Below are 14284 nucleotides of genomic sequence, written 5' to 3'. Positions count from 1 at the left end.
CTGCTACCTCCGCTGTCGCTCGTTCAGGCTCAAATCAAAGGTCATGTAGAGGCGAAAATGGGAAGGGTCCAGCAGGCTGGTCACATGCTCGATCAGCCCCCCCCCGCGATCGCGGGTCACGCGCCGGCTCAACAGGAAGGCTTCTCCGATCGCTCTCCCTAACAGACGAGCCTCCTCGGTACGCAGGCGGGTTACCTCAACCCATTCCTCTCCAGTAGCCGGAATCAGTCCCAGGCGGCCTGTCAGCGCCTCCATCAGCGACTCATGGGCAAAATCTGTGTCCAACAGGGCCTGCGTCCGCTCGGTCAGGGGAATGCGGCTGCGCTCTAGCGAGATCGGCACACGCCCCTCCAGCAGGCGCAGGCGGTCGAGGGCAATGAAGCGCTCGGCCTCCACCTGCAGGCGCTCCCGTAGCTCGGGTTCGACTACCGCCCCAAAGTAGAGCACGCGCGTCGTGACCTGCGCCCCCTGACGCATGAGCGCTCTTGACCAGCCCTGGCTCCAATCCAGGGGTCGGTGATCAAAGGTAATGTAGCTGCCCGAGCCGGCTCGCGTCTCAATCAGCTCTTTACGCGCTAGCTCCGCCAGGGCCTGTCGTACGGTCATCCGACTCACTCCAAAGCGCCGGGCCAGCTCATACTCACCCGGGAGCCGCTGCCCCGTCGGCAGACGTCCACTGCGGATCTCTTCCTCAAGGGTTGCGCTGATTTGCAAATAAGCTCTATTCTGTCTAGACATCTTGTAGACAAGTTTAGCCGATCCTGTCTAGTATGTCAAGGGGAGTGCTAGGAGCTTTCTCCCGCAGTATTTGGTGAGGCTCTGTATAGTGGAAATGGATGGTAACACCATTCCCATACATAATGCGGCAGCATGGTGAGCCGCTGAGAGACCGAAGACGCTCACCGGAACCGGGAACGTGTGTTGCATCAAGAAGCGTTGTGAAGGGGCGCCCTGCGGCGCAGCGGCCTTCAGCAGCGCCATTCCGTTAGCACAAGGAGGGAATAACTGCTATGACCACTGTCTCGTCTGAAAAGCACCACAGTGTCATTGGCAAGGACGAGCTGATCCATCAGACGGCGGCCAGGGCCGGCCTCAGCCTCAAGGAGACGGGCAAAGTCATCGACGCTTTCACCGAAGTTGTGCGCGAGGAGCTGGCCCGGGGGCATGAGGTCCGTCTGATGGGCTTTGGCACCTGGAGCCTGCGCACCGTTGCTCCGCGCAAGGTCAAATCGATCCGTGGAGGGCAGCAGATTACCATTCCCGCGCGTAAACGAGTCGGCTTCTCCGTGGGGGCTGTCCTGGCTCAGGCGGCCAGGGGACAGCAAGGACGAGCGCATGGGGAGAGCGAGCGGCAGGGAGAGCGGCGGCACCACTAACTCGCTCTCCCTCCTCTCCCGCGGCTTCGCTGGCCTTGCTCCGCCTGCCCTGTCCCTGCCGTTGGGAGAGGCCACCCCACCTATCGGCGATTGCCCGCTCTCGGGCAACCAACCCATCGGCGGCCGCCAGGCCGGTTGCGCAGGGAGCGAGGCCGTCCCTCACTCTGTTGGTGAATCTGTCGCTGTCAACGAGTTGGCGAGTCCGGTTTCGCAGTAGCCGACTGGCTGCCGGTACAACCCACGTGAGCTGTGACGTGCAGATCTGGCCACACCGAGTCAGGCCAAGAGGCCGGCGGGAGGCTTATTCAGCAGGCTTCCCGCCGGCCTCATCTGTCTCAAGGCCCAGGCAATCCGGCAGGCAGTCGCGGGCTGCCGGCTCTACGATCCTCGAAAGGAGCCGGTGACCGACCACGCATCCCTGCTTTCCCCTGCCGCTCCAGCCAGCCTGGGCTCAGCTCAGCTCAACTCAGCCCGCCTCTCATCCCGGCCCTTAGAGATTGGGATGCCGCTCCAGGTAGCGGAGCACCGCAGGTCGCTCGTCGGGTCGCAGCGGACGGAAGGAGCTACCGTCGTTGATGAAGACCAGGCGCGTGCTCTGGAAATGCACGATCATATCTGGTCTGTGATCACCGTTGACGTCGGCGAAGCTCAGCGTCACCGGTATCAGATCGGCGTCAGGGTCATAAAGCTGGGGGCCACTGTAGATGCGAGCGTGGGATGGATCCCCTCCTGGAAGCTCGATAATCTCGATGTGGCCGTTCAGATTAAGGGCGATGAAGTGGCTGGGGAGACCAGCCGCCTCGTTATGGCCGACAAAGGCGTCCGTCTGGAAGGTTCTTGGACGTCCGTAGCGCAGATCATCGAGGGTTGTCCGGCCCCAGGAGATCACGGGCAGCAAGAGGCACCAGAGCAGGAGCATGCAGAGCATGCCCAGCCCAAGATAAAGAAGCGGGTGGGCCTGGAGCCAGCGACGCGCCTGGGGCTGTTGTGCGGTGTGGGCCTTTCTTTCTCGCGACGGCGCTGTCCCTGTCTGCTGACTCTGCTGCTGCGCGGGGGCACTCGCGGCTATGGGATCCGCGCTCAGAGGTGTCGATTCGCCAGTTGTGCTGCGCCCTCGTCCCCGGGAGGAGCGCTTGGGTCCAGCCTGGCCGCCGCTTCCGGCCTCGACCCGCTTCCATTCGCTGATCTCCTCGACAGCTACATCGGCCTGCGATGGACGTTGACGCGACGCCCGCTGTGTTACTGGCCCCACCGATCCCGTCGCCCCTGTTCCCCGCTCCGATCCGCTCTCTGGTGGCAGAGGACGATGACGCAGAGCGCTCTTCGGAGTGAGCCTGTCGGTTGCTTCAAGTACAGGCATGGCCTGGTTCTCCTTTCGTCAAGCGTCAGTCTCTCAGTGACGTTGGCTCTGCACGGGGCAGGGCCTCGCTCAGAAATAGTGACAGCGGTCGGAGCACTCTTCTGCTTCCCTCTGTCGTCCCTTTGAACCTTCTTCTGCCAGAGTAACATAGAACATAAGTTCTAGTCAAGGGAGACAAGAAGGGAGTCCTACCAACAGTCGACGGGAGGAAGAGCAACGCTAATGCTGTCTGTGACTCATCGGTTCGATGGGCCGATCTGATCAAGCTACCTCGCTGATTGGCTGCTCGCAGTGAGCGCCGCCAGCGACAGCGAGGACTGGCCGTTGGAAGTCATCGGTTCAGGCATGGGTGAAACGAAGGATAGGGAGCTGCTCTCTGAGCAGCGCAGAACGTACCAGCCTGGCCGACTTCCCCAATCCTTTTCCTCGGGCTGGGGGAAGCCGGGTTCCCTTTGCTGAGCATAGTGTAGCATGCCCCCCTGGTTTTTGCCAGGGGCCTATAAGCAACTTCGCGGGAACGGACCAAGGGGGCGCGCGGTCGCTCGGCAAGCGGGCCGAGCGCTCCCTAGAGCAGCTCTTCTCGGGCCAGGACAGCCTGCAGATCGGTGGGGAGGGGAGCCTCCAGCTTCAGGGTTGTCCCCGTGATCGGATGGGGGAAGACAAGCTGTGCGGCGTGCAGAAACTGGCGCGTCAGACCTGGCAGGCGATGGCCGCTGCGTCCGTAGACAGGGTCGCCCGCCACAGGGTAGCCGATGGCCTTGAGGTGTACCCGAATCTGATGGGTCCGGCCCGTCTCTGGCTCTACCGACAGGAGCGTGTGCCGGGCAAAGCGGCGCACGACGCGGAAATGCGTCCGAGCCTCGCGGCTGTGATGGGCTGTGACCGTCATGAGCTGGCGGTTGCGCGGGTCACGCCCGATGGGAGCTTCGATAGTGCCCTGGTCCAGCGGCACCTGGCCTACCACCAGGGCCAGATAGCGCTTGTGGATCTGGCGCCGCTGCATCATTTCGGCCAGGGCCGTCAGGGCCTGCTGATGCTTGGCCACCAGGAGCAGACCCGAGGTATCCTTGTCCAGACGGTGCACCAGACCGGGACGCTCTCCGCTGCCGACCTCACGCAGCTGCGGGCGATAGGCCAGCAAGGCGTTCACCAGCGTATCCTCTTCGTGGCCAGGTGCGGGATGCACCACCATGCCAGCGGCCTTATTGACCACCAGCAAATCATCGTCTTCGTAGAGAATCTCCAGGGGGAGCGCGCGCGGAGCCACTTCGGTCACGCGCTGGGGCAACTGCCAGAGAATCTCGACGATCTCGCCAGCACGCAGGGCATAGCCCGCTTTCTCACGCTCACCGTTGACCAGCACCGCTCCCTCCTCGATCAGGCGCTGTACTGCTGTTCGCGAGAGCGAAGCCAGTTGCTGCTGCACGTAGCGATCCAGCCGCTGGCCGGCCTCTTCGGGACCGACCTGGTAGCGGCGTACTTCCGCCTCTGGCTGGTAACGATATAATCTGGACTCGGAGGCCGCCATACTCCTTCCTTTGCTCTCTTCTCTGCGCGTTGAGTCCTCAGTTTTGGCGATGAGGGTTAGCCGGCGGCTTGCCTGGCTGGAGAGCAGGCGAGGGAGCTGCCTGTCCTGTCTGCTCTCGGGGCGCCTTCCCCTCGGGCCTTTTCTTCTGGCCTGCCGCCAGGTCTGCAGCCCCCGAGGCATGCGGCAGAGCGCCAACAAGCATCAGCAGAAGCAGCAGGACCACCCCAACTGAGATGGCGGCATCGGCCAGGTTGAAGACCGCAAAGCGAAAGCCGATCTGGGGGATGCGAAAGAGGATAAAGTCGACCACGTATCCTCCATGCCGGAGACGATCGATGAGGTTACCGACCGCTCCGCCCATGATCAGGCCAAAGATCAGCTTGTAGCTCAGCGGTCCCGAGTTCAAGCCGCGCAGGTAGAGGGTAATCACTACTGCCACAGCGACGGCGATCAGCCCTGCCAGTACCACGCTATTGGCAAACAAGCCAAAGGCCGCTCCGCTATTGCGGGTGTAATAGAGGGAAAGATAATCACCCAGCAGCGGGACGATGCGCCCACTGTCGGGCGGACTCAGATAGCTGACCACCAGTTCCTTGGTCCACTGATCGAGGCTGACGACCAGTACTATCACCAGCAGGGCCAGCAAATCGTAGAGGCGTGCGCGACGCGCGCTCACTGCTCTTCGCTCTTCCTTTCTCTTGCGCTCCAGCTTCCGGGAGCTTCGCTCTTTCTGGCCACCCTCTTCACCTCTGCCCCCGTCTTGCAAGAGGACCAGTCTGGACCGGGCCGTTCTTCTGCCAGCCCCCCTGCATTGGCCTCTCCTGGTCCGTGAGGGCTATTGTATTGTAGCCGATTTTTTCCGGCTTGAAAAGTGAGCGGCCCGCCAGCCGGCTTGCTTGCCCCCGCACAGGGCGCAGCGGACCGCTCTGTTCTTTCTCTCTCATGCGGAGCAGATGGCTATCTCCTCTGGATAGTCGAAGCTGGCCGCTACGGTGTGTGGGCGACGCCAACCGCTCGCTAGCCGGCAAAGCTCTCGCGGCCAGCCTGGCGCTGCGATTCACACTGCACGTCACGGGCTGCCCAGGGAATGGCCTCCAGCCGCTTCTCAGGAATGGGGCGTCCGCAGCTCACACACAGCCCATAGGTTCCCTCCTCAATGCGCGCCAGGGCCGCCTCGACTTCCGCCAGCAGCGCCTGCTCGTTCTCGAGAATCGACTGCTCCTGCTGATAGGTCTGAATCTCGGTTGCCGAGTCCTCGTTATCTTGAGGCAGCGGCTCCGCTGAGCTGGGAGGAGCAGTCAACTGGGCAATATCTGCCCGCAGCTCGTCGCGTTTCGCCTCTAGCAGTGCCTTCATCCTTGCCAGGTCGATGCTCATGACTTGGCCTCCTTTGTGATCGTGCCACGCCCTGGGAACCAGCCACCGCCCGCCCGCCGGCTCACTGACAGACAAGCCGGCCGATAAACGGCGAGACCCCCGACCTGGCCCACCCTGCCTTTTCTTTTCCCCGCCGCCTCCGGCTGTTGGTCCTGGCCGGTCGCCTCTTCACCTTGCAGCAGATCTAACGAGTGGCTGGCCCCTGCGTCGATGGCCTTCTTTCTTCCTTCTAAGAATCACGGGCCTGGGCCGAGGGGGCTGTCGCGACATGCTCCCCCGTCCCGTCGCAGATGATTGAGCGCAAGCATACACGCCGACAGGGGTCGGCGGTGGCGCGCGCCGGGTGAGGCCCCATCTGACCAACCAGCGCTTGCTCCTGCTGATCACATTCTTTCCGCTGAGGCTTCAACCCGACGTCTGTCTTGATGCCTGCCGCTCCTGCCACAGTCCAGGCAAGCCTGCCAGAAAGAGACGCTGGGAGCGACCCGCTGGACTCCACAGCTGCTCACATGTCCTCAAATTGTACATCAAATCTCGCGGAAGGCAAGTCGGTCTGGCTGCTCGGCGGGAGGCAGGAAAGCCTGCAGACAGCAACGGCTCGCGAACCGCTATCTGAGTGCGGGCACGCGCTGCGAGGTACCTGTACCTGGTCCTTGCCTTCCTCCCCTCCGCTCTTGCCTTCTGTGTTATGCTAGAATTGTTCTCTGTGCTCTGGATGAGTAGGAACCACGACCCGAACCGGGCTAAGCCGAACAAATCTTGCGCCTGGATGGAAAGCAAGGCTATGTCGACAGTCTCTGAGGATGGAGCGCACACCCAGCAGCCGCGCAACGGTCAAGCGGCCCCCTCACTCTTCAGCGAGTTCGATCTCTACCTCTTTGGACAGGGCCGAGAGTATCGTCTCTACGACAAGATGGGTGCACACCCGCGCGTTGTCGATGGCGTCAGTGGGGTGCATTTTGCCACCTGGGCTCCCAACGCTGAGGCGGTCTCTGTCATCGGCGACTTCAATGGCTGGGACCACTCCGCTCACCCGATGCAGCTCCGTCATCGCGAGCTGGGTGTCTGGGAGTGCTTCATCCCCGGCGTGCAGGTGGGCGCGCTCTACAAGTACGCGATCCGCTCGCGGGTGAACCAGCAGGTGCTAGAGAAGGCCGACCCTTATGCCTTTGCTGCCGAGCTGCGTCCAGCCACCGCCAGCATTGTCGCCGATCTGCAGCGCTACCGCTGGCACGACGAGGAATGGGTGCGCCAGCGAGCTGAGCGCCAGCGCCTCTCAGCTCCCCTCTCCATCTACGAGGTGCACCTGGGTTCCTGGCGCCATGTTCCCGAGCGCCACCGTCCCGGCGCCAGCGAAGAGGATCGCTTCATGACCTACCGCGAGCTGGCCCATGCCCTGGCTGCCTATGTCAAGGATCTGGGCTTCACCCATGTCGAGTTGCTCCCAATTGCGGAGCATCCTTTCGACGGTTCCTGGGGCTATCAGGTGACCGGCTATTACGCTCCGACTAGCCGCTATGGCAGCCCGGAGGACTTCCAGTACTTTGTGGATTATCTGCACCAGCAGGGCATCGGCGTTATTCTCGATTGGGTGCCATCCCACTTTCCCAAGGATGGCCACGGCCTGCATCTCTTCGACGGAACTCCTCTCTACGAGTACGCCGACCCGCGCAAGGGCGAGCATCGCGAGTGGGGCACGCTGGTCTTCAATTATGGCCGCAGCGAGGTGCGCAATTTCTTGATCGCTAATGCCCTTTTCTGGCTGCGCGAGTACCATATCGACGGGTTGCGCGTCGATGCGGTGGCCTCGATGCTCTATCTGGACTATATGCGCGGTCCCGGTGAGTGGGTTCCTAATCGCTACGGTGGCCACGAGCATCTGGAGGCCATCGACTTCCTGCGCCAGCTCAATGAGGCTGTCTATGCCGAGGAATTGGGCGCTCTAACTATCGCCGAGGAGTCTACCACCTGGCCGCTGGTGTCGCGCCCAACCTATGTCGGAGGCCTGGGCTTCAGCATGAAGTGGAATATGGGTTGGATGCATGATATGCTTGAGTATATGCGTCTCGATCCTATCTATCGCCGCTATCATCACAATAACATCACATTCTCTCTGACCTACGCTTTCTCTGAGAACTTCGTGCTGCCGCTCTCTCACGATGAGGTGGTCCATATGAAGGGGTCGCTGCTGACGAAGATGCCGGGCGATCTCTGGCAGCGCTTCGCGAATCTGCGCGCCTTTCTGGGCTACATGTGGGGGCACCCGGGCAAGAAGCTGCTTTTCATGGGAGGCGAGTTCGGCCAATGGCGCGAGTGGAACTATCGCGAGAGCCTCGATTGGCACCTGCTGGAGCCGCCCAGCGACCCGCACCATGCCCAACTGCGCGACTTTGTGCGCGACCTCAACCGCCTTTACCAGCAGGAGCCGGCCCTGAGCGCGCTGGACTGCGAGCCGGCGGGCTTCTCCTGGATCGACTGCCACGACAGCGAAAACAGCGTGATCTCTTTCCAACGCCGCAGCGGACGCCCGGAGGAGACCCTTGTCTTCATCTGCAACTTCACTCCTGTGCCGCGCTTCGGCTATCGCGTCGGCGCGCCCCTGGCCGGCGAGTACTACGAGGTCCTCAACAGCGATGACCAGCGCTACGGCGGCAGCGGCCTTGGCAACCCTCAGCCCCTGCCCAGTTCCCCTATCGCCTGGCAGTCCTGCCCTCAGTCCATCGTGGTGACCTTGCCGCCACTGGCGACCATTGTCTTGAAGTGGCGCCCCTTCGGCTCAGCTCCCTCCGCCGCAGTCGACCAGCCAGACGCCCATCCAGAGCATTAAGCAGATGGACCGCACTATTCGTGAGGAAGAAGGACGATGAGTCGCAATCATAATCATCCACCCTCGCAGCATCAGTCGCCAAAAGGCAATCAGTTTAACCACCGCGGCCGCAAGGCGGCAGAGCGCTTCCGCTCCTTCCAGAGCAAGCGCCGCCCTATGACCGAGGATGAACGCCTGCTGACGCGCCCGACGCGCCCGCTGGTGAGTCCGTCGGAGCCGCCTCCAAGCGAGCAGATTCAGGCCGATGAGCATGCCCTGGAGCGCGCCCTCCATTTCGACTTTACGATTACTGACCCCTGGCGCGTCTTTCGCATCATGAGCGAGTTCGTCAACGGCTTCGATGCCCTGGCCCATATCCCGCCAGCGGTGGCCATCTTCGGTTCGGCCCGCACGCGGCCCGACGACCCCGCCTACGCCGCCGCCGTGGAAACTGCCCGCCTGCTGGCCCAGGCCGGCTTTGCGATTATCACCGGGGGCGGACCTGGTATCATGGAGGCTGCCAATAAGGGGGCCCAGGAGGGGGGAAATCTCTCTATCGGCTGCAACATCGAGCTGCCTTTCGAGCAAGCCTCCAATCCCTACCTGGATATCTCGATCGACTTCCGCTACTTCATGGTTCGCAAGACCATGTTTGTCAAATACTCCAACGCCTTCGTGATTTTCCCCGGCGGCTTCGGGACCATGGACGAGCTGTTTGAGGCTCTGACCCTGATCCAGACACGCAAGGTCAGCCATTTCCCCGTGATCCTCTACGATTCTCGCTACTGGGGTGGCTTGCTGCACTGGCTGCACGAGACCATGCTGGCCGAGGGCAAGATTTCCCCGGGCGACGCCGAGCTGCTGCGCCTCTCCGACGATCCCCACGAGATTTGCCGGCTGGTGCGAGAAGCCTATGAGACCTATCGCCGGGAGCGCGAGGACCCCAATCGCGAGAAATCGATCCGCTAAGCCGCCTGGACGCGGCTCGCTCCCAGCCAGCCGAACCTGGTTCTTCGCAGGCTGCCGACCCCGGTCCTGATCCCGCCTGGCCCGCCTCCGCCCTCTTCCTTTGAGCCTAGGTCGGCTGGCGCGGGAACTCTTCTTGACCTGGCCGGCCACTGGCCGCCCCTTCCGGATCCGGACCGACCGATGAGACCTCTGCTGGCGGGAGCGGCCCATTTGCTCGGCGCCTGAGCTCCTCATAATGGAGCAGGCCCACGCCGAGCATGACAAGCGCTCCTCCGAGCAGCTGATCGGCAGCCAGAGCTTCCCCCAGCCAGAAGTAAGCGATGCCGCTCCCCGCTACAAGTTCTAGCATGGCTACGATACCGACGCGGCCCGCATCCAGGTAGCGCAGGGCGGCTAGCTCACACAGGAACGGCAGAGCCATGCCCAGGATCCCAACCGCCGCCAGCGCTGGCCAAAGTTCTGGCCGCAGGCTGGCAGGTGACAGACTCCAGGGTGGCTGCACGAGCAGCCAGAAAAGCGCCGCCACCAGGGCCCCCCAGGTTGTAGCGCTCAAGGCTGACAGATCGCGTCCAACCCGCCGTCCCAGCAGCAGGTAGGCGGCAAAGGAGAGGATCGAGAGCAAGGCATAGAGCAGCCCAATCCCATCCAGGCGCAGAAACCGCTGCTGCCAGACCTCCGTTACCAGGATCAGGCCGCTGCCTGCCAGCAGCAAGGCCCCAAGCACCGGCAGGGGCGGCCAGCGACGGCGCCAGATCGCCTCTGCCAGTACCAGCCAGGCCGGCGTGCTGAACTGGATGACCAGGGCAATGGCCACCGGCAGGCGGCTGATGGCCATAAAATAGCTGTAGGTCACCGCCGCCATTGCCAGACCCAGGGCCAGCAGCCAGCCCCAGCTCCGGCGCGGCGGCAGAACCTTCCCCCGCTGAACGACCCCCAGTAAAACCAGCAGGCAAGCCCCGCCGATCAGCATGCGGCACTCTACCAGCGTCAGCGGCGTCAGCGCGCGTTCATCGAAGAGCTTGCGCGCAAGGTTTCCATTGAGACCAAAGAGGAGCGAGGCCAGTACCACGAGCAAATAGCCTCGCAGACGCCCACGTCCCTCACCCTGCTTGTCCACTGCTCAGGTATCCTTTCTTTCTCTCTGGGCCAGCAACGTTGCAGCCACATCGTCCGGCGCTCCGGCGGCTCTGCCCGCCCTGATTCTCCTTCACAGCAGGCGGCCTCCTTCCCTCAAAGAGGCCACCATTGACGGTGCCAGCGACGAGCCTGCTCCACAGCGCGGCGCGTAGCGCGCGTAAAGATTGTGGCGCTGCGCTCTAGCTCCCAGGCCCCAGCATAAAGATCGACAATGCCAAGATCAAGTCCGAGCAGGGCCTCAACAATGGCAGCGACGCAGTAGGGCACGTAGGCGCGACTGTACCCTCCCTCGTTGAGAACAACCAGGCGACCCTGGCAAACCTCATCCGCCAGAGCGATGACCAGCTCGGTCAGGCGCCGATAGCCTCTGCGCGTCATCATCATACGCGCCAGCGGATCAAGCCAGCTCGCATCCTGTCCCGCTGAAACGAGGATCAGCTGAGGACGATAATGCAGACCGATGGGCAACACGAGCTGCTCAAAGGCCGCGGCATAGCCACGGTCCCCTGTCCCTTCAGGCAGAGGGATATTGACGGTGTAGCCAAGACCAGCCCCCGTGCCAACCTGCTCCAGTTCACCCGAGCAGCGGGGATACCAGTTGCGCTGGTGGAGGGAAAGAAAGAGCACACCCGGGTCCGCGTAGAAAGCATCCTGGGTGCCATTGCCGTGATGAACATCCCAATCGATGATCATGATGCGCTCCAGGCCATAGGTACGGCGGGCGTGCTCGGCGGCAATCACGGCATTATTGAAGATGCAGTAGCCCAAAGCCCGGTTCCGCTCTGCATGATGACCAGGGGGCCGCAGGAGGGCAAAGACGTTGCGCACCTCACCGCGCATGACCGCATCCACTGCCCGGCAGGCCCCCCCGGCGGCCCACAGGGCTGCTTCCAGCGAGCCGGTACTCACCGACGTATCCTCGTCAACTTCGCCCCAATCCCCCAACCGGGGGCCGCCTGCTGCATACGCTCGTAAGCCGTCGAGATAGGAGCGCGTATGGTAGACAAGCAGCTCTTCTTCATGAGCAGGCCGCGCGTGCAGGCGCTGCATGCGCTCCAGCAGACCAGAACGCTCCAGAAACTGCCAGGTACGCTTGATAATGGCCAGGTCCGAGGGGTGCGGTTCAGGATCTAGCTCAAAGCTCCCCTCGCGCATCTGCACGCTGGTTTCGACCCCAGCGTCGTGAGCCAGAAAGCGCTCATCAAAGAGCAGGCCGCTGGTCAGGTGCGCTGCCGACATCTCTCCTGTTCCTCGCTACAGGTTCAACAATCAGGCTTGCCCGGCGCCCTACCCCGCATCGAGCGAGGAGGGGCTATCGAGAACACCGGGGACAGCCAGGAAAATGGGAATATACTTTAGGATAGCATGTCAGAATCTTTCTATCACCAGCCAATGCTTACCTGATCCGTTCCCATGCGCGGAAGATGGCTGACAAAGGTCGGGCTGCCTGGAAGGGAGGATCCGGCTGGCTGCGGAAATGAGCTGGCATGAAGGGAACAGGCCGGCGGTGCCACGCCTCGGCGGGAGGCGGGAGGTGCTGTCCTCTCGGAGAAAACTTGATGCGTGAGAAAAGGGGAACGTGGGCGTTTCTTCTCAGGGGCATCTTGGCAGGCTGAGCGAACAATAGCTGGCAATGGCTGCTCATCAGCCTGCCTGCCTACCTGCCTTGCCTGTCTATCCCCCAGCCAGCGCGCTAGCCCATTGGAGCGTGTCGCCATGACAGCGGCGCAGAGGGAATGTTATAATGCAGCGGGGCCTTATGGGGCGCCGCCTCTCCCTATTCTTAGCCGAGCGATAACTGGAGGAAGAGAGAGCATCTATGATGATCGAAACCATCCCGCCGGGGACGATCATGCGTGGCCAGTACCGCATCGAACGAGCCCTGGGCAGCGGCGGCTTTGGCCATGTCTACCTGGCAGTGGACCTGCGCACCAACCAGCCTTGTGCAGTCAAAGAATATCTGGTCACCGGTGCTAGTGGCCAGGCACAGCTCCAGCATGAGGCGCGGGTCCTCAGCCGTCTCCATCATCCCCACCTGCCCAGCTTTATCGATGCCTTCAGCGAGCGTGGACGCTACTACGTCGTGCTGAGTTACATCGAGGGGCGCGACCTGACCGAGCAGCTGCGCCTGGCCCGCCAGCACGATGAGGCCATCCCACTCTCGGTCATCCTGGGCTGGCTGCTGGCGGTCTGCGACGCCGTTCAGTTCCTCCATAGTCAGCAGCCGCCAGTGATCCATCGCGATATTAAGCCCGACAATATCCGCATTACGTCCGATGGGACGGCCTATCTGGTGGACCTGGGCAATGCCAAGGCAGTAGCCGACGGGGCGCGCACGCTTTTCTTCGCCCGCCATCAAGGCACGCCCGGCTATGCTCCTCCCGAACAGTACCCCGGCGGGAGCGGCACCGACCCCCGCTCCGATGTCTACGCCCTGGGCGGCACGCTTTATTTCGCTTTGACGATGCAGGAGCCGGCCAGCGTCTCTGCCCGCAACCAGGCCCTCCAACAGGGCCACTCGGGCCTGCCGTCGCTTCAAGAACTACTCGCCCGCTTGCTGGCGGAGGAGAAGGCCGGCAAGGCCTTCCGCTTTGAGGCCGCTCGCCCCACGCGCGGCTCGCGCATGCCCCGCCACGTGGCCCAGCTCGCGGTGCTACCGCCAGAGATTCTGCAACAGCTCAATGCCATTATCCAGCGTGCCATGGCCCTCAAGCCCGCCGAGCGCTATCAGTCGGTGGCCGAGTTCAAGGCCGAGCTGAGACAGGTGCTGGAAAGGCTGCAGCCGCCACGGCAGGAGCCTTCCGCCTCCCCCGGACAACGGGGACGGCCCGCAGACCCCCATAAGACGCAGCCAGACTTGCCCCAGCTCTACGAGGATCTGCAGCAGGCCCGGACCAGTACCCCTGGCTTTGCCTGCCCTGTCTGTCAGATGACACTGGCGCCTTCCCAGACAGTTTGTCCCCGCTGCGGCTGGACAGGCTCCCCCCGCTCAGCTCAGGCCGGCCAGGAGCAGCCTCAGCGCCTGATTCTGCCGTCGGCACGAGTACAGACAGCTTCGTCCACCCCTGCCATCAGGGAGAGCCACAGTCAGCCCGGACTACCACGCCAGCGGCACAGGTCGGCCCCTGCTTCCTTAACTCCCCCTCCATCCCCTCAGTCGGCTTCGTCCCATGGGTGGCAACTCTCCTTACCGGAGACGGGCCTGAGCCTGCGCACGGCGATTGTCCTTACAGCTATCGCCCTGGCCGTCCTGCTGCTGGTCTTTGTCTTTCTTTTCCTGATCGCCACCGCCCACAGCGCCGGCAGCCTTCCGCCCCCCCTGCCGGGCGCTCTCCTCACCTGGCGCTCACCTTCCCTCCCTCCGCGCGGCTGAGGCCATCGCCAGCCCTCCCGCTCGCTCGCCCCTGTCCCATCAACTTCCTCCCCCCTCCATCTGCTCACTGCCTCCTCGCTCGCTTCCTGGATCCAGGCCAGCCGGCGCGCCTCTGGTCCAGGCTCATCGCGGGTGGGGTCTGGTTGCTTGCACTATAGATCGATTTCCGATATTGTTACGGTACCGGTACCGTAACAATGGAGAGAAGAATGGCGATAAGAAATTCAGGTGAGTAATCGACCATTTAGGAATTCCATGACTACTGATATTGTATACTTAGCTCAACATCACTGGCAACGTTTGACGTCATGACCGCACGTGGTCCTGCGAGCCAGGCAGCAATCAGCAGAGAGAGGCG

General features: G+C 62.7%; 11 protein-coding genes. 4 read left to right on the top strand and 7 right to left on the bottom strand.

The features are described from left to right. Positions 1-3: 3 nt before the first annotated feature. The gene (locus ACFMO7_RS11630; RefSeq protein WP_376795646.1) at positions 4-714 is read right to left on the bottom strand and encodes a GntR family transcriptional regulator; all 711 of its coding nucleotides are present in this window, start codon (positions 712-714) and stop codon (positions 4-6) included. Positions 715-1010: 296 nt separating this feature from the next. Here ACFMO7_RS11630 and ACFMO7_RS11625 point away from each other — a divergent pair, with 296 nt between their 5' ends. Next, the gene (locus tag ACFMO7_RS11625) at positions 1011-1376 is read left to right on the top strand and encodes an HU family DNA-binding protein (RefSeq protein ID WP_052889087.1); all 366 of its coding nucleotides are present in this window, start codon (positions 1011-1013) and stop codon (positions 1374-1376) included. Between the two features lie 490 nt (positions 1377-1866). Here ACFMO7_RS11625 and ACFMO7_RS11620 read toward each other — a convergent pair whose 3' ends face one another. The 4 genes from ACFMO7_RS11620 to ACFMO7_RS11605 form a co-directional block, all read right to left on the bottom strand. Beyond that, positions 1867-2736, bottom strand: coding sequence for a hypothetical protein (locus ACFMO7_RS11620; protein WP_376795645.1), 870 nt, complete (start codon positions 2734-2736; stop codon positions 1867-1869). Between the two features lie 565 nt (positions 2737-3301). Continuing rightward, positions 3302-4264: an RluA family pseudouridine synthase gene (locus ACFMO7_RS11615; protein ID WP_376795644.1), complete on the bottom strand. Its 963-nt coding sequence runs from the start codon at positions 4262-4264 to the stop codon at positions 3302-3304. 37 nt (positions 4265-4301) lie between these two features. Further along, positions 4302-4940 (bottom strand): signal peptidase II, encoded by a 639-nt coding sequence (lspA, locus tag ACFMO7_RS11610; RefSeq protein WP_376795643.1) that lies wholly within the window; start codon positions 4938-4940, stop codon positions 4302-4304. Positions 4941-5281: 341 nt separating this feature from the next. Next, the gene (locus ACFMO7_RS11605; RefSeq protein ID WP_376795642.1) at positions 5282-5641 is read right to left on the bottom strand and encodes a TraR/DksA family transcriptional regulator; all 360 of its coding nucleotides are present in this window, start codon (positions 5639-5641) and stop codon (positions 5282-5284) included. Between the two features lie 784 nt (positions 5642-6425). Between ACFMO7_RS11605 and glgB the strand changes: the two genes are divergently transcribed. Next, positions 6426-8468 (top strand): 1,4-alpha-glucan branching protein GlgB, encoded by a 2043-nt coding sequence (gene glgB, locus ACFMO7_RS11600; protein ID WP_376795641.1) that lies wholly within the window; start codon positions 6426-6428, stop codon positions 8466-8468. A 156-nt stretch (positions 8469-8624) separates the two neighbouring features. Next, the gene (locus ACFMO7_RS11595; RefSeq protein WP_376795781.1) at positions 8625-9416 is read left to right on the top strand and encodes a TIGR00730 family Rossman fold protein; all 792 of its coding nucleotides are present in this window, start codon (positions 8625-8627) and stop codon (positions 9414-9416) included. Positions 9417-9522: 106 nt separating this feature from the next. Here the strand turns inward: ACFMO7_RS11595 and ACFMO7_RS11590 are convergent, their stop codons facing one another. Both ACFMO7_RS11590 and ACFMO7_RS11585 read right to left on the bottom strand, forming a co-directional pair. Further along, complete coding sequence (locus ACFMO7_RS11590) at positions 9523-10533, bottom strand: DMT family transporter (RefSeq protein WP_376795640.1); 1011 nt, start codon at positions 10531-10533, stop codon at positions 9523-9525. Between the two features lie 113 nt (positions 10534-10646). Beyond that, positions 10647-11792, bottom strand: a complete 1146-nt coding sequence (locus tag ACFMO7_RS11585) for a class II histone deacetylase (protein WP_376795639.1) — start codon at positions 11790-11792, stop codon at positions 10647-10649. Positions 11793-12372: 580 nt separating this feature from the next. Here ACFMO7_RS11585 and ACFMO7_RS11580 point away from each other — a divergent pair. Further along, entirely contained in the window at positions 12373-13926 is a 1554-nt protein-coding gene (locus tag ACFMO7_RS11580) for a serine/threonine protein kinase (RefSeq protein WP_376795638.1), read from the top strand. The last annotated feature ends 358 nt before the right edge of the window (positions 13927-14284 follow it).

It is taken from the genome of Thermogemmatispora sp. (assembly GCF_042408735.1).
Taxonomy (GTDB): domain Bacteria; phylum Chloroflexota; class Ktedonobacteria; order Ktedonobacterales; family Ktedonobacteraceae; genus Thermogemmatispora.
The sequence above is the reverse complement of the archived record's forward strand: the minus strand, read 5'-3'. Positions and strand labels throughout refer to the sequence as shown.